The organism is Brevibacillus sp. AY1, assembly GCF_029870785.1.
GTDB classification, from domain to species: Bacteria; Bacillota; Bacilli; order Brevibacillales; family Brevibacillaceae; genus Brevibacillus; species Brevibacillus invocatus.
The window spans coordinates 1-22,485 of record NZ_JAFLPN010000015.1 but is presented as its reverse complement, the minus strand read 5'-3'; the positions used below and the strand labels follow the sequence as shown (position 1 = coordinate 22,485).

28 protein-coding genes and 2 tRNA genes are annotated in these 22,485 nt (G+C 46.3%); 20 read left to right on the top strand and 10 right to left on the bottom strand.

All coding sequences use genetic code 11. The features are described from left to right. Positions 1 to 116 precede the first annotated feature (116 nt). From JZI27_RS13630 to JZI27_RS13620, 3 genes are all read right to left on the bottom strand, one after another. Entirely contained in the window at positions 117 to 638 is a 522-nt protein-coding gene (locus JZI27_RS13630; protein ID WP_251243803.1) for an ADP-heptose synthase, read from the bottom strand. 146 nt (positions 639 to 784) lie between these two features. Continuing rightward, complete coding sequence (locus JZI27_RS13625; RefSeq protein WP_280207809.1) at positions 785 to 1,873, bottom strand: HD-GYP domain-containing protein; 1,089 nt, start codon at positions 1,871 to 1,873, stop codon at positions 785 to 787. A 121-nt stretch (positions 1,874 to 1,994) separates the two neighbouring features. Continuing rightward, positions 1,995 to 2,615: a MerR family transcriptional regulator gene (locus JZI27_RS13620; RefSeq protein WP_280207808.1), complete on the bottom strand. Its 621-nt coding sequence runs from the start codon at positions 2,613 to 2,615 to the stop codon at positions 1,995 to 1,997. A 232-nt stretch (positions 2,616 to 2,847) separates the two neighbouring features. On the opposite strand from JZI27_RS13620, the gene JZI27_RS13615 reads away from it, so the two are divergent. From JZI27_RS13615 to fabI, 3 genes are all read left to right on the top strand, one after another. Continuing rightward, on the top strand, positions 2,848 to 3,570 hold the full coding sequence (locus tag JZI27_RS13615) for a ZIP family metal transporter (protein ID WP_122910931.1): 723 nt from the start codon (positions 2,848 to 2,850) through the stop codon (positions 3,568 to 3,570). A gap of 69 nt (positions 3,571 to 3,639) precedes the next feature. Next, complete coding sequence (locus tag JZI27_RS13610) at positions 3,640 to 3,792, top strand: hypothetical protein (RefSeq protein WP_183185247.1); 153 nt, start codon at positions 3,640 to 3,642, stop codon at positions 3,790 to 3,792. Positions 3,793 to 3,884: 92 nt separating this feature from the next. After that, positions 3,885 to 4,658, top strand: coding sequence for an enoyl-ACP reductase FabI (gene fabI, locus JZI27_RS13605; protein WP_122910857.1), 774 nt, complete (start codon positions 3,885 to 3,887; stop codon positions 4,656 to 4,658). A gap of 129 nt (positions 4,659 to 4,787) precedes the next feature. Here the strand turns inward: fabI and JZI27_RS13600 are convergent, their stop codons facing one another. After that, positions 4,788 to 7,163 (bottom strand): UvrD-helicase domain-containing protein, encoded by a 2,376-nt coding sequence (locus JZI27_RS13600; RefSeq protein ID WP_280207857.1) that lies wholly within the window; start codon positions 7,161 to 7,163, stop codon positions 4,788 to 4,790. A 92-nt stretch (positions 7,164 to 7,255) separates the two neighbouring features. Then, positions 7,256 to 8,626, bottom strand: a complete 1,371-nt coding sequence (locus JZI27_RS13595; RefSeq protein ID WP_280207856.1) for a hemolysin family protein — start codon at positions 8,624 to 8,626, stop codon at positions 7,256 to 7,258. A 246-nt stretch (positions 8,627 to 8,872) separates the two neighbouring features. On the opposite strand from JZI27_RS13595, the gene JZI27_RS13590 reads away from it, so the two are divergent. Continuing rightward, positions 8,873 to 9,532: a YitT family protein gene (locus JZI27_RS13590; RefSeq protein ID WP_280207807.1), complete on the top strand. Its 660-nt coding sequence runs from the start codon at positions 8,873 to 8,875 to the stop codon at positions 9,530 to 9,532. 94 nt (positions 9,533 to 9,626) lie between these two features. Further along, positions 9,627 to 10,544, top strand: coding sequence for an MBL fold metallo-hydrolase (locus JZI27_RS13585; protein WP_280207855.1), 918 nt, complete (start codon positions 9,627 to 9,629; stop codon positions 10,542 to 10,544). Here JZI27_RS13585 and JZI27_RS13580 read toward each other — a convergent pair. Then, positions 10,514 to 10,876 carry a hypothetical protein gene (locus tag JZI27_RS13580; protein ID WP_280207806.1) on the bottom strand — a complete coding sequence of 121 codons (363 nt, stop codon included), beginning with the start codon at positions 10,874 to 10,876 and terminating at the stop codon, positions 10,514 to 10,516. The two genes, JZI27_RS13585 and JZI27_RS13580, sit on opposite strands and share 31 nt — an antisense overlap. Before the next feature lie 106 nt (positions 10,877 to 10,982). On the opposite strand from JZI27_RS13580, the gene JZI27_RS13575 reads away from it, so the two are divergent. Then, a complete protein-coding gene (locus tag JZI27_RS13575; protein ID WP_251243808.1) occupies positions 10,983 to 11,837 on the top strand; it encodes a PHP domain-containing protein in 855 nt (284 codons plus the stop codon). A gap of 57 nt (positions 11,838 to 11,894) precedes the next feature. On the opposite strand, the gene JZI27_RS13570 is transcribed toward JZI27_RS13575, so the two are convergent. Both JZI27_RS13570 and JZI27_RS13565 read right to left on the bottom strand, forming a co-directional pair. Further along, positions 11,895 to 12,350 carry a GNAT family N-acetyltransferase gene (locus JZI27_RS13570; RefSeq protein WP_251243862.1) on the bottom strand — a complete coding sequence of 152 codons (456 nt, stop codon included), beginning with the start codon at positions 12,348 to 12,350 and terminating at the stop codon, positions 11,895 to 11,897. Positions 12,351 to 12,435: 85 nt separating this feature from the next. Next, positions 12,436 to 12,948 carry a YjcG family protein gene (locus JZI27_RS13565; RefSeq protein WP_122910852.1) on the bottom strand — a complete coding sequence of 171 codons (513 nt, stop codon included), beginning with the start codon at positions 12,946 to 12,948 and terminating at the stop codon, positions 12,436 to 12,438. Positions 12,949 to 13,095: 147 nt separating this feature from the next. Between JZI27_RS13565 and JZI27_RS13560 the strand changes: the two genes are divergently transcribed. Next, the gene (locus tag JZI27_RS13560; RefSeq protein ID WP_183185245.1) at positions 13,096 to 13,257 is read left to right on the top strand and encodes a hypothetical protein; all 162 of its coding nucleotides are present in this window, start codon (positions 13,096 to 13,098) and stop codon (positions 13,255 to 13,257) included. A gap of 2 nt (positions 13,258 to 13,259) precedes the next feature. On the opposite strand, the gene JZI27_RS13555 is transcribed toward JZI27_RS13560, so the two are convergent. After that, positions 13,260 to 13,964 (bottom strand): alpha/beta hydrolase, encoded by a 705-nt coding sequence (locus JZI27_RS13555; RefSeq protein ID WP_280207805.1) that lies wholly within the window; start codon positions 13,962 to 13,964, stop codon positions 13,260 to 13,262. Positions 13,965 to 14,198: 234 nt separating this feature from the next. On the opposite strand from JZI27_RS13555, the gene JZI27_RS13550 reads away from it, so the two are divergent. The 6 genes from JZI27_RS13550 to JZI27_RS13525 all read left to right on the top strand — a co-directional run bounded on the left by JZI27_RS13550 (position 14,199) and on the right by JZI27_RS13525 (position 16,972). Then, on the top strand, positions 14,199 to 14,783 hold the full coding sequence (locus tag JZI27_RS13550) for a phosphatidylglycerophosphatase A family protein (protein ID WP_280207804.1): 585 nt from the start codon (positions 14,199 to 14,201) through the stop codon (positions 14,781 to 14,783). Between the two features lie 328 nt (positions 14,784 to 15,111). Next, positions 15,112 to 15,188: transfer RNA gene (locus JZI27_RS13545), tRNA-Ile, on the top strand. Positions 15,189 to 15,233: 45 nt separating this feature from the next. Next, a tRNA-Val gene (locus JZI27_RS13540) sits at positions 15,234 to 15,309 on the top strand. Between the two features lie 130 nt (positions 15,310 to 15,439). Next, on the top strand, positions 15,440 to 16,360 hold the full coding sequence (locus JZI27_RS13535; RefSeq protein ID WP_280207803.1) for a tyrosine-type recombinase/integrase: 921 nt from the start codon (positions 15,440 to 15,442) through the stop codon (positions 16,358 to 16,360). Between the two features lie 4 nt (positions 16,361 to 16,364). Further along, entirely contained in the window at positions 16,365 to 16,553 is a 189-nt protein-coding gene (locus tag JZI27_RS13530; RefSeq protein WP_280207802.1) for a hypothetical protein, read from the top strand. Between the two features lie 20 nt (positions 16,554 to 16,573). Further along, positions 16,574 to 16,972, top strand: coding sequence for a hypothetical protein (locus JZI27_RS13525; protein ID WP_280207801.1), 399 nt, complete (start codon positions 16,574 to 16,576; stop codon positions 16,970 to 16,972). A gap of 17 nt (positions 16,973 to 16,989) precedes the next feature. On the opposite strand, the gene JZI27_RS13520 is transcribed toward JZI27_RS13525, so the two are convergent. After that, the gene (locus tag JZI27_RS13520) at positions 16,990 to 17,199 is read right to left on the bottom strand and encodes a hypothetical protein (protein ID WP_280207800.1); all 210 of its coding nucleotides are present in this window, start codon (positions 17,197 to 17,199) and stop codon (positions 16,990 to 16,992) included. Positions 17,200 to 17,572: 373 nt separating this feature from the next. Between JZI27_RS13520 and JZI27_RS13515 the strand changes: the two genes are divergently transcribed. From JZI27_RS13515 to JZI27_RS13485, 7 genes are all read left to right on the top strand, one after another. After that, positions 17,573 to 18,766, top strand: a complete 1,194-nt coding sequence (locus JZI27_RS13515; RefSeq protein WP_280207799.1) for a hypothetical protein — start codon at positions 17,573 to 17,575, stop codon at positions 18,764 to 18,766. Positions 18,767 to 18,967: 201 nt separating this feature from the next. Then, positions 18,968 to 19,180, top strand: coding sequence for a BhlA/UviB family holin-like peptide (locus JZI27_RS13510; RefSeq protein WP_280207798.1), 213 nt, complete (start codon positions 18,968 to 18,970; stop codon positions 19,178 to 19,180). Between the two features lie 12 nt (positions 19,181 to 19,192). Further along, complete coding sequence (locus JZI27_RS13505) at positions 19,193 to 19,612, top strand: hypothetical protein (RefSeq protein ID WP_280207797.1); 420 nt, start codon at positions 19,193 to 19,195, stop codon at positions 19,610 to 19,612. Between the two features lie 59 nt (positions 19,613 to 19,671). Further along, positions 19,672 to 20,562 carry an SU10 major capsid protein gene (locus JZI27_RS13500; RefSeq protein WP_280207796.1) on the top strand — a complete coding sequence of 297 codons (891 nt, stop codon included), beginning with the start codon at positions 19,672 to 19,674 and terminating at the stop codon, positions 20,560 to 20,562. 477 nt (positions 20,563 to 21,039) lie between these two features. Beyond that, on the top strand, positions 21,040 to 21,840 hold the full coding sequence (locus JZI27_RS13495; RefSeq protein ID WP_280207795.1) for a hypothetical protein: 801 nt from the start codon (positions 21,040 to 21,042) through the stop codon (positions 21,838 to 21,840). A gap of 63 nt (positions 21,841 to 21,903) precedes the next feature. Next, a complete protein-coding gene (locus JZI27_RS13490; protein ID WP_280207794.1) occupies positions 21,904 to 22,095 on the top strand; it encodes a hypothetical protein in 192 nt (63 codons plus the stop codon). A 50-nt stretch (positions 22,096 to 22,145) separates the two neighbouring features. After that, the gene (locus JZI27_RS13485; protein WP_280207793.1) at positions 22,146 to 22,430 is read left to right on the top strand and encodes a hypothetical protein; all 285 of its coding nucleotides are present in this window, start codon (positions 22,146 to 22,148) and stop codon (positions 22,428 to 22,430) included. Positions 22,431 to 22,485: the final 55 nt, after the last annotated feature.

Genomic DNA, 22,485 nt, shown 5'->3' with positions numbered 1-22,485 from the left:
TAAAAGAGCCAATTCACCAACGAAAAAGAGCCACTGTGCGACGAAAGATAAAAAACAGACTGACGATGATTGTACGTCAGTCTGTTGTCAGATTCAGCTGGGTAACGATGCTGGCTCTATGGTTCCTGAAGCTCTTTTAGCGATATGCCTTGCTCCAGAGCGAACTCAAAATCTTCCACATCATAAAATTGAACGGGTACCACATATTCCAGAATCCGATCCTGATAGTCCGGCTGATCTGTGATCAAGGGGACTTCAAAACGAATTGACGTTAGCAATAGCTGTGTCTCGACAGGATCAAATATTTCTCCCCACATGGCGTTGTCTTCACCATTGACAATCGTCAGGGTCACTCCGTTAGGAAATGTAAAGGGAACTTGCGACCAAGGAGCGATCAGTCCTTTTTCCAACCGCTTGCGATTGAAGGGGTCGGAAAAAAACTGGCTCATTTCCTGCATGACCTGGCGAACGTATTGATCGTCAGAAGCGAGCGGCATGATCGGTTCCTGGCTTAGCAGAAATTCGTCCAATTCATAGATTGTCGATGCGGGTATCAGATATTCTACCGGTTGCGACGGTGCCATCAGTTCTCCATAGATGGCGAGCATAATCGCTTCGATAACGAATTGTTTCGACATTCGACAACCCTCCTCCTACTCATCATACTGAAATTCTGATAGGACAACAAGCCTATACAGGCACCCGGCGTGCAAAGAATAGACAGGAAGGAATGAAAAAAGCCGAGACATGCCAGTCTCAGCTAAACAGGTACCCCTCTATTGGATTACAGCGTTCGGACAATCGTCAAGCTCATCCATTCCTTTTCGTACAGGTCGATTTCATAGGGAGTGGTGACGGGAGAGCCATCCATCTCCTGCAGGATACGGATCGTCGGGCGATTGACGGCCAACGGATTAACCTGAGAGACGACCCCGATTTGTCCCGTATTGAGCTGGACAGTTGAAGCGACTGGATAGATCGCTACATGCTGCAAAAAGATCTTGAGCAATTCCAGGTCGAAATAGGAATTGCCGGCAGCAAACAAAAATTCCGTCGCATCACTCGGTGAAAAGCTTTTGCGGAAGGGGCGGGGGGAGACGAGTGCATCGTATACATCCGCGATGGCAACGATACGTGCGTACTCATGGATTTGCTCTCCAGCCAACTCCCGTGGATATCCGGAGCCGTCAAAGCGCTCGTGGTGCTGCAGCGCACAGTGCGCGGACACCAGCGCGATATTGTGCTGGCTGCGCAGGATGTTGAAACCTTCCTCGGTGTGATAGCGAACCCTTTGACGTTCTTCATCACTGAGTGTCGTCTGGCGGCTCCACAGTTCCTTGGGCACCTGTGTCATTCCAATATCAAACAGCAAAGCACCAACACCCAAATCCATCATCTGCTGCTGATTGTATCCCTTGGCCAGGCCTACGACCCCTGCCAGTACGGCAACATTCACAGAGTGATGGAAGAGGTAGCCATCGAGGACATGGAGATTGGTCAGATTCACCAAGACATCGCGTCGACCACTTAAGTCATTCATGATTTCGCGAAATACATTTTGAAAGGTATGACCAAAGTCAGTCATGGATGTCCGCCGTTTTACCTGTGGCTGATCTACCAGTGTTGTCATCGTTTTAAAGACCGTATCGACAGCTTCCTTCCGGGTTTCATCGCGAATCACGTCTTCCGGAATGATGTCTTCGGTATGCTTGTCCTGGATAAATAGCGTATCGATTCCCAAATGGACGAGTCGTTGAATATAGCGGTCGGTCAATTCCACTCCCTGTCCCAAAAGCACGTTTCCATTCTCAAGAAAAATGCTTTTGGCTACAACTTCTCCAGGCTTGACCGAGGTAATATGCACTTTTCTCACGATGAAAGCCTCAGTTCTTTTCCGAATTTTCATGCTATATGAACTGTTTTTAGTAGAAATATAGTACTAATATAGCATAGAAATGGGAAAGTTGTGGAAATAAGATCGTACGCCGAACAAATTACTGTTCCGCTGCCTGATTCGATCGGGAGAACCAGCGGAATGGATTGAGAGACCAACGTGGCTGGTGTTTGGCGAAGCGCTCCTTGCGGCGGGTCAGCCGCTGCTGCATCAAATCCATTTCGAAGGTGACGCGGCGCATCTCCAGGCGGAGGAATTCCTGCTTTTCTTCGATGTCCGCCATCTTCTCCAGGATCGTGGTCTGCGACTGATTCAGTGATCGCAGCTGCGTCAATTCGTGCTGAAACGCAACCAACGCTTCATGTACGGCATACTCCGCGTCTCTTAGCTTGCTCTGCGAGTCGAGTTGGTGGGAAGTCATCGCCACGGCCGTTTCTTCTGCTGCAGTAGGTTCTTCCGCCATAAGCAGCTCTTCTGGAATGTGACCTTCTTCAAACATCTGGCGTTGGATATCGCGCAGAGAGCTGTTTCCTTTATCTTTTCGTTCCTTTACTTCTTTTAGCAGGGCAAAGCCTGTTTCGCTGATCAGGTAGTGACCCTGCGGATTTTTCAAACGTTCCTTTGCCGGTACAAACAAGTCCAGCCAGTTACGCAGCGTACGTACATGAACATCAAGGCGATCAGCCACCTCTTTTGAAGCCATCCAAACTTGTACATCCATCCCGAATCACTCCTTTTTTTCCTCTCGTATTCCCGGTGGGCTCATTATAGCACCATTTTTTTCCGGGAAAGAGAGAATCGACAAAGGTTCTAAAAAGTAGTGTCTTTTCGCGGCTTTTGGACAGCTGCGCAGTTTTTGTCAGAAGAGGAGGTCAAACTCATATTGACCGGGACAGGCGCGTAGAATGGAAGGAATGCTGAAACGTCTGGAGCAGATGAGGAGAGGATTGGCGATGCAACCTGTCATCTGGATGGTCTTGCTGAGCGCGGCTGCGGCCAGCAGTATCGGCGGACTGGTATTATGTCTGAAAAACTGGTCCAAACAAGCCATGCTTGCGATGATCAGTACAGGGGCGGGCTTGTTGTTGGCGATCACTTTTCTGGATTTGATGCCGCATGTGCTGGCTGCCAACGGTGGGCAGCTGATGCCCTTTGTGCTGGTAGGGTTCGCATTGGTTTACGTACTGGAGATGTTCTCCAACACGGGGAAGGAACGCGGCTCGTTCGGTATGGTAGGAATCATGACCGGCTTTTTGATTCATGCCTTGGTAGAGGGCGTTTCCTTAATCACGAGTTTTCGCTTCGACTCCGATATCGGAGCTTCTGTGGTGCTTGCCATGCTTTTGCACAAGATTCCTGACGGGGTTGCCGTGGCATCACTCGTGCTGGCTGTCACCCATTCGCGAAGCAAGGCGTTTTGGAGTGCGACCTCTCTAGGGGTAGCCACGGTGGTTGGAGCATTAAGCATGGAGGCGGTCGTCAATATTTTTCCCGCCAATCTCTCACCGATCATGCTGGCGATTACGACAGGGATCTTCCTCTATCTTTCCGCCAGTCATCTGGTTCCGTATATACAACAGGCGCGAAAATACCAGCTAGGCCTCTATTTTTTTGGCGCGATCATCGCCTACATGATGCTGTCGCTCTATTTGCATGGGAGTCATCCGCATGCATAATCTTGTTCTTTGCTTGCCAATCTATAGGAAAAAGCAGGTGTCTTCTATAGAAAAGGAGCTGTAGCAGCGATGAAGCACGATCAAGAGACGAGGGGTACGCAGGAAGCTGCCCCAATACCGGAGGAGTTTCCCGCTGCTGGGACATCGCTGAATCCGGTTGGCGACGTCTGGGGTTTTAACGTCGTCGAGCTTTCGTTGGAGCCTGGAGATAGCGAATCATAGCGAGTGTGAGCCCCTGATCCTGCATTCTCTCTCGAAACTGTGGACGAGATCGGGTATAATGGCGGGAGTATGTGGAAAGGGGCGTATACATAATGAATAATTTGCTACAGGGAAAAAATATTGTCGTCATGGGCGTAGCCAACCACCGCAGCATTGCCTGGGGTATCGCTCAGTCCTTGCATCATGCAGGAGCTAATCTGATTTTTACCTATCAAGGTGATCGTTTACGTGAAAATGTAGCTGAGCTGGCAGCGAAGCTGGGCGGAGAATCTCTCCTGGTTAACTGCGATGTAACCAAGGATGAAGACGTGGAAGCAGCATTCGGCGTGATCAAGGAAAAGGTGGGCGTAATCCACGGTCTCGCACATTGCATTGCTTTCGCCAAAACGGAAGAGCTGGAAGGCGAATTCGTCAACACTTCTCGTGACGGCTATGCGCTGGCACAGGATATCAGTGCGTTCTCGCTGGTAGCGGTCGCACGTGCTGCACGTCCACTGATGACGGAAGGCGGCAGCATCGTGACCATGACCTACCTGGGTGGCGAGCGTGTCGTGCAGAACTACAATGTCATGGGTGTGGCAAAAGCCGCACTGGATGCTTCTGTACGCTATCTGGCAAACGATCTGGGCAAGGAAAATATCCGTGTCAATGCGATTTCCGCAGGTCCGATCCGCACCCTGGCTGCCAAAGGCATTCGCAACTTCAATGCGGTATTGAAAGAGATCGAAGAAAAAGCACCTTTGCGCCGTACCATTGATCAATCCGAGGTAGGCGATACAGCCCTGTTCCTGATGAGCCATCTGTCCAGAGGCATTACCGGTGAGATATTGCATGTAGACGCAGGCTACAGCATTATCGGCGGCTAGTATAAAAGGCTCCCTTCACACGCACACTAGGAAATAAATGTGTGTGGAAGGGAGCCTTTGTTCATGTATCTGCCGTTTATTTCCAATATGGAAGAGTTCATGATCTACATGGGAAGCGGTTTTCATTACCTACCGTCCCATTTCAGCGATGAAGCGGGAGGGGCGGGTCTTGCGCCCGAAGCGCTCGCGGGGGATACCGACGCTCAGACTGAGACGAGCACGGGTAATCGCCACGTATAGAAGTCTGCGTTCTTCTTCAAGTGCGGCGTGTCCCCCTTTTCGCAGCTCGTCCAACGTAAATTCATGGGGGAGGGCGCCTTCTACCAGATCGGGTAAAAACACGTGGTCGTACTCCAGACCTTTTGCCCGATGAATACTGAGAACGTGAACCGCCTCATCCGGGAGTGGCCGTTGTGTACGCCACTCTTTTTCCTGTTGGCTCATCTGGTCGATATAGCGTAAAAAGTCTGGGATCGTCGCATGTCGTTTGGCAGCGCTGACGATCTGCTGAAGCTCGTCACTCCAGCGTTCCCGGCCATTTTCCCGCTCCTTGGCACGTTTCTTCAAATAATCGCGCAGCTTGCCGTCCTCATAGATCAGCTCCAGTGCCTGTGCAGGTGGAGAGTGCCGACACGCCTCCAGAATTTCCTTAATCAACTGAAGATGCTTGCGTTGGAAAGGCTTCAGCTGTGGCAGTTGTGGGAGGACATGCAGGATCGGTACGTCTTCCAATATTGCCTGACTGCGCACTACATTCCACAGCTCAGAAGAAAGGTAGAGGGTGGGCAGGATTTCTTTTAGTGCATCCGTATCATCCGGGTTGATCGCAAGCCGCAGGTAATGGATGGTCCACCTGACAGTCTGCCTTTGATAGAAGGAATCCTCCTCCTGGGCGTAATGAAAAGCGATGCCAGCCTCACTCAACCGCTCCAGGATCGGGCGGGCAGACTCATTGGTACGAAACAGGATGGCGCAATCTCCGTGCGATACGCCCTGCTTATGGCGATGGGCAATCTCGTCGACGATGCGCGAAGCCTGTTCTTCCTCGTCGTCTGCTTCAAAAAGATAGGTTTCTCCTTCCTCGTGATGGAAGGAGCGGCATTCCTTTTCCCAGCGAGACCGATTGTTGCCGATCAGGGAATAGCTGAGGCTGACGATGGACGTATGGGAGCGGTAATTCACTTCCAGCGTAATCGTTTTTGCCTGTGGATAATCCTTGGTGAAGCCGAGAATATAATGCGGGTCGCTGCCGCGAAAGCCGTAAATGGACTGATCGTCGTCGCCGATCACACAGAGATTGTTATGTGGTGTGGCGAGGAGCTTGACCATCTCGTACTGGATGCGGTTGATATCCTGAAACTCATCGATCATGATGTGCGTAATCCGTTCCTGGTAGCGTTGCAAAAGAGCGGGATTTTCCTTGACCATTTCGTAGCAGCCGATCAGCATGTCGTCAAAGTCAAACCAGCCCAGCTTTTGCTTCGCTGACTCGTAGAGCGGGTAAAGCTGCTGCGCTTTCCGCTCCGTATCGTTGGCCGCTTCCCGATAGAGAGCTTCTTGCGGAAGGATGTACTCGTTTTTCCAGCGGCTGATGATTCCGAGTGCTTCGAGCATGTCATTTTCTTTCAGCGCAAGCAGTTCGTCATGTCCGATCAGAACGCCGCTTTCCCGGAGCATGCGCCACTTGTGCCACTCTTTTTTCAACAGGCGCTGCTGGTCCCAGCGCTCAGGCTGATGATGCAGCAGCATTCGGTAAAAGATGCTGTGAAAAGTACCGGCGACGAGCTCTCGGGCTTGTCTGGCGGGCAGTTCTCTGGCGATGCGTTGGCGGATCTCCTCTGCCGCTTTCGTCGTGAAGGTAACGACCATGATCTGCCGCGGTTCTACCCCTGTTTGCTGGATTAAATGGACGGTGCGGGATGTCATGACGCGTGTCTTTCCACTGCCAGCTCCGGCTAGAATCAAAAGCGGTCCGTCCGTCGTATGTACAGCACGTTCCTGATTGGGATGCAAGGGCGTATTTTGACGCTCCTCCACGATGTGCTGAATCGTTTTTTTCGGCGTTAGCTTTTTTCGAAAGATCGCGGGCTTGGGTGCAGGGGGAGGAGATGTGACGCTTCCTCCTATCGTACGTTTTTTGGGTATACGAAAAGAACCGATCATCGTGTCTTCATCTTCTGGCTGTTCTGTTCCTGCCGAAGAATCATTGGACGGGGAGGGAACAGCTGCTTCGGCTGCAGGTTCATCAAAGGCTAGAGTTGCTGCTGTCTCAGCCAGGGCAGGCATCCATTCGACTGCCGTCAGCTCGTCCTCTGCGGGGCAATCGATCCCCGATCGGTGTGTAAAATAAGGCTCAAAGCTGATCCCTGCGATCAAGGTCAGCGGTGAGGCACAGGCAGGACATGTCACCTTCCCCTGTCGGGCGACAAAGCGCCAGTGCGGTATGCGGTTGTAGGTCTCGGGCAGCAACAGGATAGGTTGGTTGTCGAGTAGGGCATGTTTCATCATGACAGGTCCATGTGCACCTCCTTATGTTGAGTAATCAAAGAAGAAGTGCCTCCTGGTGGCAGGAGACACTTGCCAACGATGTGTTGTTGTCAGGACTGGGCTTGCAGCAGCACCGTGTTTTCCGGAATGAGCGCTGTTTCGTCTTCGCCGACGTACGTGATCAGCACCCGGGTGATGCGGTGCTGCTGCCATTCACTTATCGTAAACAAATAGCGATGATACATGACCGATCTGCCATCGCCGACGGCTCCATTCAATTGATTGTATAGCCATCCGGCAATGGTGTCTACTTCGTTGGATATGACTTCAATGTCTATGTATTCGTTCAACAGAGTCAAAAGTGTTTTGCCGGAGACAGAGAGTTTATTGGGCGAGCAGACCTCGATTTCTGGCCGTTCATGCTCGTCAAATTCATCGCGGATCTCGCCGACCAGCTCCTCGAGAATGTCTTCCATCGTCAAGAGGCCTGCGGTGCCGCCGTATTCGTCGATGACGATGGCCAATTGCGTGCGTTGTCTTTGCATCAGACGCAGAACATGGCTGATCTCCATCGATTCTGGTATGGCAAGCAATGGTCGAAGCAGACTTTTCAGATTAGCATGACCTGCAGTTAGTCCAGCGAGATAAAAGTCTGACGCGTGGATGAAGCCAATCAGGCGATCCTTGTCTTCATGGGCCACTGGATAGCGGGAGTGGCGATAGGAGCGAATGACTTGCAGACTTTCCTCGTAGGTGAAATCGTCGTACAGGCAGACCATTTCGATGCGCGGAATCATGATTTCCCGGGCAAGGCGCTCGGAAAAGACAAAGACCTTGTCGACCAAGGCGAGCTCAGTCTGGTCGATGTGCCCGCTCTTGTGGCTCTGGTTGACGAGCAGGCGGATTTCTTCTTCCGTATGACCGTGTTCGTGATCGGCAGCGGGTTCGATTCCCAGTCTTCGCAACAGGAGATTGGCTGTTCCGTTCAGTAGTCGAATCACAGGGTAACTGATTGTATAGAAAAGCATCAACGGAGCAGCGACCCACAAGGATGTGCTTTCAGCCTTTTGAATGGCCATGGACTTGGGGGCAAGCTCTCCGAAGACGATGTGCAAGAACGTAATCAGGGCAAAAGCGAGGACCAAAGAGATGGGTCCTGTTAAATTAGCAGGGAGGTGCAGGAATGAGAGCAAGGGCTGCACGAAGTGGGCAATCGCAGGTTCACCAATCCAGCCGAGACCCAGCGAAGCGATCGTAATGCCAAGCTGGCAGGCGGAAAGATAGGTATCCAGCTGTCGAGTCACTTTTTGCGCATACTCAGCTCTGATGTTGTTCCCTTCATTTGCGAGTTGTGTGAGACGTGTTTGGCGAACTTTGACCAATGAGAACTCTGCTGCGACGAAAAAAGCGTTCAACAGAACAAGGAACACGACAAGCAGCAGATTCAGGGTTATTTCCCCTATCGGACTCTCCAAGCACAGCTCCAGCCTTCCATCTTGGGAAGCGTGGAGAACTCACCTCCGTAAGCAAGAATGTACTTACATTCTACGAGCAACATGAGTAAAACATTCTTCCTGACAAAGCACTCCTAGATCAGTATACCAACAGCTGAAACGATGCGTCAAAGCACTCCGACGTGTTTTCAAGTTCAGAAAAATCAGCTGGACATACCCGAACTTTTCCTTACATACACATGTACGAGTGTCAGTCGCAAGGAGTGGGGGGAAATGTACTGGCTGCAAAAGACGATTGCAATCCTGACAGGAAGCCTGTTAGTGGCGATCGGCGTCAATCTGTTTTTGGTCCCTCATCGGTTGATGGACGGGGGCATGATCGGTATCGGTCTATTAACGACGTACTACCTGCAACTGCCTGCCGGGCTGGTCATGATTGGCGTTAGCATCCCGGTTTTTTTGATTGTCTTCCTCTATGATCGGCGTCTTTTTTTTCACAGCTTCCACGGTATGCTGATCTCTTCCTTTTTTATAGATATTTTTTCGATGCTCAGACCGTACAATATCTGGTCCACTGCGAGTTCGGCGATCATCGGCGGAAGTCTGATCGGTACAGGGATCGGACTAATGCTGGCCTACAATACCAATACCGGTGGTACGGATCTGATGGCGCAATTTCTCGCTAGGCGATTCAAGCTGCCTGTAGCCCTGCTGATTCTGGCCATTGACGGGATTATCGTCGGCTTTTCTTTACAGGTGATCGGACTCGAACGAACGTTTTTTTCCTTGTTCACGATCATAGCGGTGGCGGCTACCACGCATATGTTCAGTGGACTCGGACGCCCTCTGCCCCCGTATACGGTCATTGGACCATTGGGTTCAGGGTTGCCGAAGCGTGTTGTCCTCATGGCATCGAAGGAAAAAACACGATGAGTCTTGTATGGGAAAGGGATGACGGAAAAAATGGAGAACATAAATAGGAAAACAAGGAAATGAGGAACGTAAGGTGTCTACCAATACCCCAGTTATGATTTCGGAGCGAGTCGGATACTTTCCCGGTCATGTGAATATCGGACTTGTTCTTGGGCACAGTGGCGCGATCCTGATTGATTCAGGGCTGGATACGCAAACCGCGAAAAAAATCAAGAAAGGGCTGGACGCCATCGCCCAGCCCTTGTGTGCTGTCATTCAAACACACGCCCATGCCGATCATTTTGGTGGCAACGCCTACTTGCTCGGTTGCTGGCCAACGGCACAGGTGTATGCACCGCCCCTGGAAGAGGCGATCATTCGTTACCCGATTCTGGAGCCAATCTACCTGAATATGGGTGCAGAACCGCTTGATGCCCTGCGCAACAAATTTCTCCTTGCCCAAGCTTCTCGGGTGGACCACCTCCTTCCCGTCGAGGGTGAAATGGAGATTGACGGTGTGAGCCTTTCCATCCTTTCTCTGCCGGGGCATAGCTGGCAGCAGGTTGGTGTGGTATGTGACGAGATTTGCTTTGCCGCCGACAGTTATTTGGGTGAAGGTGTATTGGAAAAGCATAAGCTGCCATTTTTGGTGGACGCGTATGAGACTTTACTCAGCATCGCCAAACTGATGGAGACCAGCTACAGGGGATACCTGCCGGGTCACGGAGCTTTCACCACCTCCGTCCAGGATGTACTGAACAAAAACAAAGAGTGGCATGAGCGCATCTACCGTTTGGTTGAAGAAATTCTGGATGTGGAATGCACCCTGGAAGATGCATTGGCACGGGTGTGCGATCGGTTGGAGATTCACATCGAAAACGCTTCCAATTATGTTTTGTTTCGAACGGCCTTGATGGGGTACCTGATCGGACTGAGCAAGGAGCAGAGAGTGACCTATCGATTTGTCTCAAACAAATGGCTGTGGAGCAGGACGGGCATGCTTCAGGATGGTGGAGAAGGCGAAGAGAGGTAATCGGCAATTTCCGCAAGCTTGTGTTCGGCTGCTTCGCGGACGGACTTCGGGATAAAGAAAAATTCCTCTGTGTCGATGCTCATGCTGAACTTTGCTTCGAGATAGGGATGACCCAATTTGACAGTTAGCTCTCCTTTACCTGTATTGGTGCTGGAAAAATTGGTGGGGATTCTGAGGAAGTAGCTGCTGCTGCTTGCGGAGTCATAAATGACGACATCATACGTGGGCATACTGTCGCCCCCTGATCGTTGAAAGCCCTGCTGCCTCAACATCTGGTCAACATAGGAGAGTGGCTGCACGACGCCGGTCAGGGTTTTGTTTTTTAACCGCATGGTCATCCTCCTTGGCTTTACCTTTGTAAATCGGGTTTGCTACCATCCTATGTAGCAGTATCCGTATTCAGACTTGAGAAAAAGAAAAGAAGGAGTGGATATCACGATGAATAAGCGCATGGATTTACATACCCATACGAAAGCATCAGACGGCACTTGTGAGCCTGCGGAAAACGTACGTCTGGCCAAGGAAGCAGGACTTGCTGGGCTGGCGATCACGGATCACGATACGGTCGCGGGAATTCCAGCGGCACTCGAAGCGGCCGTCGAGCTGGGGGTGGAAGTCATTCCCGGGGTAGAGGTCAGTTCGTCAGCACGTGGACAGGATATTCACGTACTCGGCTATTTTGTTCCGTATGAAGACGCGGCTTTTCAGGCAAGGCTAGTGGGGCTGCGCGAAACTCGGCATGAGCGACACAAGCTGTTAATCGCACGATTGCAGGAGCTGGGTATACCGATCACACTCGAAAAAGTTTACAGCAGAAAGCCAGGCACAGATAAAGATAAAAACATCGGACGGCCGCACATCGCAGAGGAGATGATGGAGCTGGGAGTGGTCAGCTCGATCGAGGAAGCCTTCGAGAAGTATTTGGGAAAAGGAGGAGCGGCCTATGTGAATCCACCGCGCATCACTCCGCAGGAAGCCATCACAATGATCAAGGGTGCAGGAGGAGTAGCTGTACTCGCACACCCCGGTCTTTACGAGGATGATGAGCTTGTCCGTGAGTTGATAGAATTTGGATTGGATGGCATCGAGGTGTTCCATCCGGATAATGATGCAGCGCAACGGGAGACGTACAGCAAGTGGGCGGAAGAGTTTGACCTGATCGTGACAGGCGGATCTGACTTTCACGGCTGGCGTGGCGAGGAGCCCTTTCATGCCATGCTCGGCTCCCATACAGTGGCTGTCGAGTCAGTGGAGCGGATGCGGGAGCTTGCGGACAAGCGCAGGTTGGGATAGGAGAATGATGAAAGGCACTCTAACGCTCGGAAAGAGCAAAAAGAGTGCCTTTTTCTATTACCTCGGGTCCAGTTTTTTTACCATCGCGATATGCTCAATACCGGCTTCGTCGAACACATCGCCATGAGGCTCGTATCCCAGTTTTTCATAGAAGCGCTGGGCATGTGTCTGGGCGTTTAGCTTCAGGGCTTGGAAGCCTTTCTTCTGGGCTGTTTCTTCCATGACCAGCATGATTTGACGACCCAGGCCTGTCCCACGCTCCGTCTTGTTGACAGCGACGCGTTCGATTTTGCCAACACCTGGCGCATAGGGGCGAAGGCGACTCGCTCCCACGGGTGCGTCATCTTTGTAGGCAACAAAATGGATGGTTTCGCTCCCAGCCTGGTCATGCTCATCGATTTCGAGATCAGCAGGAACCTCTTGTTCTTCGATAAATACGAGTTTTCGCACAGACATGGCATCGGCCATTTCCTGTTCGGATTGAACGGTTTGGATGCGGTAGGTTTGATTCATAGCAGACACGTCCTTTTTTTCGTGCAAAAGATCCCTCCCCGCATCACTTGCAGGGAGGGTCGTTTTGTGTGAATGGATGAGGAGATTACTTTTTTTTCAGAAGGAACGTCTGGTAAACACTCCAGATCCCGTCCTCCAGCTGATAGATCAGGTGGAAGCGATCCACTTCGGAGGTGAGGTCGAACTTCACCATGCTCAGTTGTCCGGTCACGTCACGCAGCTCATCGTCGGACAGGTCGCGCCCGATGGTCAGATGCGGAACGAATGCGTAGGTTTCCTTGTCGGAGACACATTGCTTCACGATCTTTTGGTGCAGCTCGGCAAATGGCTCTTTGTTTTGCAGAGCCAAATAAATCACGTTATTGGTCGGATGGAAGCTGGATACCCGGTGAAAGTTAGCGGTAAAAGGATCAGTGGAGGAGGCAACCTGCTCCAGATGCTCAACCAGCTTGGGTAGACTGGATTCGTCGAGATCAAATGCTTCTTTCAAACGAATATAGGGTGGAATCAACGCATACGCGGGGTCATATCGCTTCCGGTATGAATTGGCTACTTCCTGCACCTTGCTGGATGGAAAAACGACGATACTGTACAACATCGAGAACCACTCCTCCTTCACTCTCTATTGAGACTAACTAAGAAATAATTTTAACAGAAAATTCTTCATTTGTGTAATGTTATGCGTGGGTCCGTATATTCCTGTGGCAGCAGGGGAGACTGTGAATGTAAGGAGGTGGCGTAGCAGTTGCATGTAGCCATGATGATCACATTCATATTTCTAGTCTTGCTCCTACTGTCCGTGCTTACCTTCACGATTTTGTCGGTCATCCGCAAGGTAGAGTTCGAAGAGATGCTCGTAACGCCGGTAAAGGAAAAAGGTCCGCAAGAGGAACAGCAGCCACGGTAAGTTTACCCCAGAAGTGCTCGCAGCATACGAGGTAAATGAGTTTGCCAGTGGCCCCAAGTATGGTCACCCTCAAAGGTCTCAAAGGCCAGGGTGACCATTTTTGTTTGCAGGATGTCACGCAGCTCTTCGTTGGCCGTGACCAGATCAAGCGAGCCACGCGTGCTTTTCACAGCAGTCTCTTCTGTACCAATCTGCATATAGAGGGAGAGCGGTACGGAGATCGGGGTCTCGGCAATCCGTCTGTTCAGCTCAGCATCCATCGCAATGGACTGGCTGGCTACCTGTCCAAACGTATTCGGGTAGGCCAAGGCGGTAAACAAGGAAACGACTGCGCCAAGGGATACGCCTACCAATGTGCGTCCATTTCCAAGCGGATGCGTCGAGTAGTGCGTGTCCATGTAGCGGACGACCTCTTCTGCCAGGAAGCGGCGGTACGCGAGATGCTCGGCACCGTCCGGATGGTAGCGGGAAGTACGTTTTTCTTTATCTACAGGCAGAAAAACCGCGATGAGATCAGGCAGTTCTTTTTGCTGAATCATTTCGTCCAATATGGTTGCAAATTTGCCTAGGGACAAATAGTCCGCGCCATCCTGCACATAGAGAACAGGATAGGAGTAGAGCGGAGAGTAGCGTTCCGGTGTGTAGACGATCAATGTTTCCGGCGTTCCCAGATGCCGGCTGTGCACGACGATTTCCTCAAGAGCCACAACGATGTCCCTCCTTAGGGGTATTCTGGTCCATATTATACAGGAGAAGAGGGCGTTTCCATACTTTTGGATGTGCGTTTGCCCTTTCGGGCTGGTTGTTTGGGGGAAGTCAGGATGCTTAGCAGCACATGCGCTTCTTTTCCTTTTGTTCAAATTTGTCGCAATTTTACTACCGTATGATACTATGGTAATGAACGACTTCACAAGAATGGTTTGGAAGGGGTTGTCTCAACCATGAAAAAGCAGGTACACAGTATAGATGTTCGCAACGCTGCGCTCGCGCGCCTAGAGGAGCGGGGCGTATCGCTAAAGGATATTGCCGAGATCGTCTACGAGATGCAAGCTCCTTATCATCCACAGCTTACGCTGGATCATTGCATTGACAGCGTGAAGGCCGTGTTGGAAAAGCGGGAAATGCAGCACGCCATCCTGGTTGGCGTCGAATTGGATACACTGGCGGAGAAAGGCTTGCTGTCCGAGCCGCTCCAGACGATTATCGCGCAGGACGAAGGCTTGTTTGGCTGCGATGAGACCTTGGCTATTGGGTCAGTATTTGCTTACGGGAGTATCGCGGTGACGACCTTCGGTCATTTGGATAAGCATAAGATTGGGGTTATCAAGAAGCTGGATACGAAGCTGGCTGAGGATGGGAAGGTGCATACGTTCCTGGATGATTTGGTGGCTAGCGTGGCGGCTAATGCGTCCAGTCGGATGGCCCATCGGATGCGGGATGAGCAGGAAGCGGAAGCGGCGAGGGTAGAGGCTTTGGCGGAGTTGAAGGTCGAGGAGAAGGAAGATAGTGGGGAGCAGGTTGGGTAGTTGTAGGGTAGGATAGGATAGATAGGATGGTGGCAGCACTTGCGTGCTGAATGGTAGGGTGAGGGAGTCATTTTGCAGTGGGCTTCATGCAGGCGTTCGTGGGGAGTTTCGCGGGGGGCTTGGATGGGAGAACTGCAAGATGGCTCTTTTTCGCTGGGGGTGGGCAGGGAAGGTGGCTGCACTTGCGTGCAGATAGTTGGGGTGAGGGAGGTTTTTGGGTTGCGCTTTTGGTGGGAGTGAAAAATTTTACAGAAAATCGATTTTTCCTCTTGAAAATGAATTTACGATCATGTATAGTAATATTTGTGATCGACGTCCGGTGCGATTCGGGCCCTTAGCTCAGTTGGTCAGAGCGGTCGGCTCATAACCGATTGGTCGTAGGTTCGAGTCCTACAGGGCCCACCATTAAACGTAATGAGGGCGTTTGGTAAGTAAGATACATATTGACATGATCCGGTAGCTCAGTTGGGAGAGCACCATCTTGACAGGGTGGGGGTCGCTGGTTCGAACCCAGTCCGGATCACCATATATTGATATATCAAGGGTTTGAGCGTGATTACAACACTTTCTAAGTTAAGTGGTCGCACTTAGACACGTTTTCTATAAGGAAGCACACTTTCTTTCAGAATCAAAATCTGAAAAGGAGTGTGCTTTTTATGTTGTTAAAGTTTGCGATTAAGGATTTTAAGGACGATAGGGAGTATAAAAATTTATCCCCTAAAACCATCGAATCCTATATGTCAGCCCTTAATGAGTTTCAGGATTATTCCGGTAAACAAGAAATCGTGGATGTAAGTCACGTAACTCCGAACGCAGTTAAGAATTATCTAATGTATTGCCAAAAGGAACGAAACAACAATATCACCACTCGTAACAGTAAGTTGCATGTCCTAAAGATATTCTTTAACTATCTTGAAGAAATTGAAGTGATTACACAAAAGCAAAATCCAGCCAAAAAAATAGGTTATGGCAAAGAGGATATAAAGATTGAAGTATTTCAGGATCGGCATATCCAACAAATGCTAGGTTACTACAGACGGCTTAAGCAGCGTGAAAAATCATTCTTTGCTTATAGGGACTACACCATGATTGTATTTCTGCTTGGAACGGGAGTTCGGTTAGGTGAAATGGTCAATCTGTCATGGAATGAGGTTGATTTAAAGAACGGTACTATCATCGTCTTCGGTAAGAAACGTCAACAAAGTTCAATTCCGATTACTGAAAAATTAATCAAAGAACTATGTGAGTACAGGGTTTACTGTGAACAAACATTTGGAGAAATTCCACAGTATGTTTTTACTGACGTTGAGGGCAAAAAACTTACTGACAACGCAGTTAAATGTGTATTTAAACGATTGAAGGAGATCATGAACTTTTCTGATTGCCGACTGTCAGCCCATACTTTTCGGCACACATTTGCCCACAGGATGCTAATGAATGGGTGTGACGTGTTTACACTCCAAAAAATGCTTAGACATTCAAATATCGCCATGACACAACGGTACTTAGCCATTTGGGGCGTTGCCTTGGCTTCACAAAATGAAAAATTCAATCCGTTAAACTCCTTGGAGATTTAAAGGAGTGGACAAGCCCATGAATCTGTTACTCCTTTGGCAAGATGATACTTTACACGCTCAGTTGGAGTTGATCATGTTTAAACACATCACTTTAGTCAAAGAATTTTCAACAGCTTCTATTGAACGTAAACAGGAAATAATTGGAGAGATCGAGAAACTAAGACACCAACGACAATCACTGCTTGCTGAATAAAAACTAGGGAGGATAAAACTATGCTTAATAACATTCAAAATGTGGACGTTTATGGGAGATTGACAATTATCCTTAATCCATTGAATCAACAAATGCAAAATGAACTTGATACCATGCACCTAAACATGCCCAGTGTAATCAGCATCAAAGACACATCTGACAATATGCATCAATTAACAGTACATGACTATGATCTTGATTATTCTAAACCTGATGCAGTTAAATTTGAAATTAAAGTTTCAATCAAAATAGAATCTGGCGAATATTGCCCACTTGAAGCAGCAAATATACTGCTGAACGAAGCATACATGGACTTGGGTACTACTTTAACCCTTGAATCTTTAGGTGGAAATGAATACTCTTCATTGATTCAAAGTTTTGAAATCGAATGGGAAGTAGACAGCACACAACTTATATAATTACTATTAAGGGGCGGTCAATCCGCTTCTTTTTGGTTATGTTCCAATACGCTTGAACCAAAAAATTCTCTAACTTTTCCGTATTGCCTAACTGGAAGGTCGGGGAGAGCAAAGATAACTTTACTACCGTTTTGCTCAACAGTGTAGGGAATCCACAGTTTATTGAGTTCTTTTTTTATTTCAAGGGCATCGTTCCATTCTACTTCAAAGAAAAAAGTTTTGATCATTAACTATCGCTCCATCTTCAATTTCATAGTCAAAATAAAAACGCCTAATCAGGCGTTGTACGAAATCACTAACAATAAGTATTATTTTTAAAAAACAACAAAAAAACTCTTTACAAAGAAGAGGAAGGGATGATATATTCATATTGAATCACAAAAACGGAGGTGGTCATATTGATGCCATTATATCAAACTGAGTATAAATAAATTATACCTTGTTTCTCGAGTAAAGTCAATTTTTATTTCAAAAGTTAACCCTCGTTAAGAAGCAGCATTGTTAATCAGGTCATTAGTACAATAATTTAAACAGGGTGATGAAGAATGAAGAAGTTTAAATCAAAGATGAGAAGTATAAAACTAATCGGAGGTATGTTGTTTGACAATTTTCAAAGATTATGTGGTTGCGTACAAAAATGGCGATGCGAATGTTTTGGATCAATTAATTAAGTATGAATGGCGAAAAAGCCGCCAAATTCATCAATATAGAGCAGTCAAAGGGTTTAGGGATGCTGTCATCAACCATCATTTTAGAACAATGATGAATCGCTATAAGAATTTCAAAAGAGAGTATTATTGTCATGATGAATGGAGTAGAACTGATTGCGAACAATATTATATTGAGTTTTTTATCAAGGCACTTAACGAAGTAAAATTACTTAAAGAAGATGGAAGCGAATATAGTAATGGTGCATTACTCCAATTCGTGAAAAATAGTGTTCAATATGATCTGTATGATCTTTGGTTTAAACTGGAGGGACAGTATAAAATAGATTTAAACATTCCAGATGAGGAATTAACATTTGATAATCAGGGCCAAAGAGAATTCGTTTTACTTGACGGTTTCATACATGAAGACCACGAGCATTATAAAGAAGATGAGGAATATTGGTATTTCGATCTAAAATCTGTTATCGACTGGTCAGAGGGTTTTGGAAAGAACCATATTCGTGAATTCCTTGAAGTGGTAAATATTAAAGATCTTCTAAGGGATAAACCTAAATTACTAAATATGTACCTGAGTTTGATTGCGGAATATGAAAAAGATCGACCAATGGATGCGAACTCATACAGAGATATTGCAAAAGTGTTAGGAATACCGAAATCAACATATGCGGATCGTTTTAATCAACTCAAAGCAATTATCCAAAGAGAAATGGATAACTTATTTCAATATCAAGAGATTCGTTTTACTGCTCTTGAGAGAAAGATAATTGATTTCTTGGAAAAGTGGTACGTAATTCAAAGGTATGGTGGTATAAACTCTGATATTTGGCAATTTGCTATTGACGAATTACAGCAAGCATATAAAGATGAAAAAGATAATTTCCGACAATTACATATGAATCAATTGGAAACAAAGGAATCTATTTTTACAGTTTTATCTGATTTTATGAAAAAAGAATTTGCACTCATACATAAAATAATGACTAATCAACTTGATCACAATTCAATCGCACATAAAGAAAAGTTGGCGAATAACATATATAAATCTCTCGTTAAATATATTACTCGATCCAAAAAATCGGTTTATAAATATATGAAGTATGATTTGCAAAAAGCAGTTATTTGAGTATAATAAAATGTTGCAGCATTTCCCGGACAGTGATCAGTATATATAAGTAGAAGGGTATATACATGGTCATTTAAGTATACGGATCATAAACCTAATCAAATTCTAGTTTTATCGAGAGAAAGGTCATTTCCGATCTTTCTCTTTTTATTTTGCCTTGATATTAAAATTTTTTAACCCTGTAAAGGAGGTGATCTAATTTTGGATGGGAACGGCTTACCTATTGAAATGATTGTTTCTCAGGGCATCTTTGCCGTTCTGTTCGTCTGGCTCTTCCTAGATACTCGTAAAGAGTCCAAGCATAGGGAAACAAGATTGCTCGAACAAATCGACAAGCAAAACCAGGCACAGGACAGAATTGTTCAGGCAATTGAAGGTTTAGAAAAACAAGTAACCGCATTAACGAAAACATAAGGAGATGTTTCAATGGAAGAGAATCAGATTTTTACGCAAGAACAGGTTAATGAGATGTTGGCTACTGCTAAGAATGAATGGATTGAAAATGAACTAAATCCGATTCAAACAGAATTGACAAAGTATAAGCCAGCGGAGAAGTCCGATGCTGAAAAGGCACTTGAAGCCAAGCAAGCCGATCTCTGGCAAAAGGAAGTCACACTGACACTTAAATCAGAGGGACTTGACGCATTTGCCGAGTTTTTTAATGCCAATGATTCCGATGAACTAACTGCAAAGGTCAATAAATTCAAGTCAATCATCAACGACATGAATATTGATAACTCATATAAACCGAGCGATCATAAATCTACTGATAAATACAGCCAACATGAGAAAAGCAATAATGTTGTCGGTATGATTGAAACTAAATTAGCAAGTTTATTCAAGTAGTCATTCATTAAGTGGCTATTTTTATTATTTCAAAAATATAACATAGGAGATGGTTTTAAATGTTTAAATCCAACAATCTTACTGCAACTGAATCTATTAGTTTGGCGAAAGAAATTACTAAAATCGGTGTACAGGATACGCCTTTGGTATCTCTGCTTATGTCTAAAGGACGTACAGAAAAAGCCAATGGGACTGTACAAACTTGGAGAGAGCGCACACTTGACCAAACTGCTGACATTAGCGTTCCAGAAGGTAACGAGAACGTAACCTTTTATCAATCCGGTCGGGCAGAACTATCTAACGTTTTGGAGATTTTTGAAAAAGGTGTTAGCATTTCTGGTACTGCTAATGCTATTTCCGTAACTGGTCAAGGTAATATTTTCTCTGCCGAAGTTGCTGACCGTCTGATTGAACTTAAAGTCAACATGGAGAAAGCCGTTACAAAAGGTGTGAAAAATGACGGTTCCGCTACTCCATTCGTTCGGAAAATGCAAGGTCTTGAAGGTTGGGCTGATCCTGCTAACCTGATTACTGGTGCGACTATTGGTAAAATTACAGAAGCAGAAGTAAAAGCAACAGTAAAGAAACTCTGGGATCAAGGTCTGCCAACGGGTGAATATTTTGGATTGGTCAATGCTGATATGAAAGAACAGATTGATGCTTTGTATAAAGATTCTTACTCTTATGTAGCACAACAAAATGTTTTTGGTCTAATTGTTGATACTATTCGAACTAACTACGGTAATTTGAATCTGATTCTTTCCCGTCATGCGAGTGCTGACAAACTTACAGTATTTGATCCTAATTACTTGTCCCTTGCTTTCTTGCGTGAAGCCCAATTCGAGCCATTGAGTAAGGTAGGCGATTCAACTAGAGGCCATGTTGTTGCAGAAAGCACTTTGAAAGTTGCTTCTAAGAAGGCCGTTGCCGTGTACACGCTTAAAGCATAATTTCATACATACGTGGGGATAGGGCTTATTGGCTCTATCCTCTTTTCATTTAAACATATTTATCGGGAGGAAAACGATAATGACAGAGAGAGAGTATTGGATGCTTAAACGTAAACAAAAACGTATTCGTTTAATCCAAATTGCTAATTACATTGGCTGCTCACAGAGTTTATTGTCCAGATGGGAATGTAACACATGTGAACTATCGCCATATAAATTAGAGAAATATAAGTATTTCATTGAGTCATACAAAAATAAATCGGAGGTGAATGTTGTGGAAGATAAAACATGACGCTTCCCTAGTGTACTGGATATATCAGGACACTAGGGTTTTTATTATGGGAGGAAATAAAGATTTACATAGATAGTCCGTTGTAGAAAATTGTCAAAAAGCAATTTTAAGAGTACATAATTGATAGTCAGGTACACATATGGAAGTGAAGGTTTTCTTTCACAACCATGTAGATGAAACAAGAATTGAAACAAAAGTATCCAATTTGGTGCGCTGATCAAGAGTTTGGGAAGTTTGATACCGTTCTTGGTGATGATATTGATACTTTGCTTGGTTGTTCCCTGCTTAAAGCTATCAAAGGATACAACATCAACTGGTTTTATGATTTTAACGATATGTACGGCATTAATTTAACCAATTGCAAAGAGCCAATTGGCGTAGATATGGCATTGGTCAAACACAAATGTTGGGATAATCATTTAACAATGATGCACGCAAGCGACTACTTTAATCCGCAATCAGCAAACATCAATAACATTAAAAAGAATCATCGGGGACAGTATGGTAATAAATATGCTGGTTCAACATTACTTCAAATTTGGTCTTACTATGACATACCGCTTCCACAATCAGACCGTGGTAAAGCAATATTACTTGCGGTGGATGTTGCTTTTAAAGGCCATTATAGTAAACGATTCAATTACATACATAATCATTATCTGAGAGAACTAGGTTTTGAAGAATTAATTGACGTACTTAATCGTCATACTATGGATGAGATGTATAAAGTCATCTATGCGTATAATCTGCATGGGAAAATTAGAATCAATGGAAATGGAAAGCTTCAAACCAACATTAACCTTGCCGAGCTGCAAGGTTTTTTTGACTTCGATATATCTTTGCCTAAGGATGAATTTCAACATGTTAGAGCATATAAGCGCAAAGGTGAAGATATCGTTGGTAAAAAGACGTATGACATGGATAAGATATTTTCATTTGCTTTGACATCACAAGATCATGTGTCATTTACTGAGAAGTTAATTTAATAGTTTTTTCAATGGGGATGTGCTACGGTACGTCCCTTCATTATTTTACAGGAGGATTCAAAAATGAAAGATTACTTTTTCTGCTACAACGGTTCAGTAGCAAGCTATTTGAAACACATCAAAGGGATTTCCTTCATTACAGAAGCCATTCAGCCGAGAAATGGTTCGCGTTTTTGGCTATTTGAACAAACAGAAGAATTATCCAAGGCATTAACCGAGTATAGACAACTTAAACAGCAGCAAAAACAAGCGTAGCAGTTAGCTGCGTTTTTCACGTTTCAATAAAACGATTGGGAGATGAGACATTGACGGATACAATTAAACAGTTAAACGATTTATACATAATCCAACGCAAGAAATACTTGATTCAATATCCAAAACAATACATAACATGCCAAGCAGGAGATGCCAGGAATGGCAAGAAAACAAAGCCGTTGACTGATTGGCATTTGGAAAATCATCTAAATGGTGAGTTTACTGTAGGAACATTCGGCGGTGTATTCAAGACCAAGTTTATTACCTTTGACGTGGATTATCATGACAAGCAAATGGCAAAGTGGATTATTTATAAAATTGAATCAATTTCATAAATTAGAGCCCTACGGGCTCAAGGTTTTTTGAGCATAGAAAAAGGAGTACCTCCCC

Excerpts from the sequence above, each read along its gene's own strand:
- JZI27_RS13630 (WP_251243803.1), bottom strand. The coding sequence starts at position 638 with ATGTCGAAACAATTCGTTATCGAAGCGATTATGCTCGCCATCTATGGA.
- JZI27_RS13620 (WP_280207808.1), bottom strand. The coding sequence starts at position 2,615 with ATGGATGTACAAGTTTGGATGGCTTCAAAAGAGGTGGCTGATCGCCTT.
- JZI27_RS13615 (WP_122910931.1), top strand. The coding sequence starts at position 2,848 with ATGCAACCTGTCATCTGGATGGTCTTGCTGAGCGCGGCTGCGGCCAGC.
- JZI27_RS13610 (WP_183185247.1), top strand. The coding sequence starts at position 3,640 with ATGAAGCACGATCAAGAGACGAGGGGTACGCAGGAAGCTGCCCCAATA.
- fabI (WP_122910857.1), top strand. The coding sequence starts at position 3,885 with ATGAATAATTTGCTACAGGGAAAAAATATTGTCGTCATGGGCGTAGCC.
- JZI27_RS13600 (WP_280207857.1), bottom strand. The coding sequence starts at position 7,163 with ATGAAACATGCCCTACTCGACAACCAACCTATCCTGTTGCTGCCCGAG.
- JZI27_RS13590 (WP_280207807.1), top strand. The coding sequence starts at position 8,873 with ATGTACTGGCTGCAAAAGACGATTGCAATCCTGACAGGAAGCCTGTTA.
- JZI27_RS13585 (WP_280207855.1), top strand. The coding sequence starts at position 9,627 with ATGATTTCGGAGCGAGTCGGATACTTTCCCGGTCATGTGAATATCGGA.
- JZI27_RS13580 (WP_280207806.1), bottom strand. The coding sequence starts at position 10,876 with ATGCGGTTAAAAAACAAAACCCTGACCGGCGTCGTGCAGCCACTCTCC.
- JZI27_RS13575 (WP_251243808.1), top strand. The coding sequence starts at position 10,983 with ATGAATAAGCGCATGGATTTACATACCCATACGAAAGCATCAGACGGC.
- JZI27_RS13570 (WP_251243862.1), bottom strand. The coding sequence starts at position 12,350 with ATGAATCAAACCTACCGCATCCAAACCGTTCAATCCGAACAGGAAATG.
- JZI27_RS13565 (WP_122910852.1), bottom strand. The coding sequence starts at position 12,948 with ATGTTGTACAGTATCGTCGTTTTTCCATCCAGCAAGGTGCAGGAAGTA.
- JZI27_RS13550 (WP_280207804.1), top strand. The coding sequence starts at position 14,199 with ATGAAAAAGCAGGTACACAGTATAGATGTTCGCAACGCTGCGCTCGCG.
- JZI27_RS13535 (WP_280207803.1), top strand. The coding sequence starts at position 15,440 with ATGTTGTTAAAGTTTGCGATTAAGGATTTTAAGGACGATAGGGAGTAT.
- JZI27_RS13525 (WP_280207801.1), top strand. The coding sequence starts at position 16,574 with ATGCTTAATAACATTCAAAATGTGGACGTTTATGGGAGATTGACAATT.
- JZI27_RS13520 (WP_280207800.1), bottom strand. The coding sequence starts at position 17,199 with ATGATCAAAACTTTTTTCTTTGAAGTAGAATGGAACGATGCCCTTGAA.
- JZI27_RS13505 (WP_280207797.1), top strand. The coding sequence starts at position 19,193 with ATGGAAGAGAATCAGATTTTTACGCAAGAACAGGTTAATGAGATGTTG.
- JZI27_RS13500 (WP_280207796.1), top strand. The coding sequence starts at position 19,672 with ATGTTTAAATCCAACAATCTTACTGCAACTGAATCTATTAGTTTGGCG.
- JZI27_RS13490 (WP_280207794.1), top strand. The coding sequence starts at position 21,904 with ATGAAAGATTACTTTTTCTGCTACAACGGTTCAGTAGCAAGCTATTTG.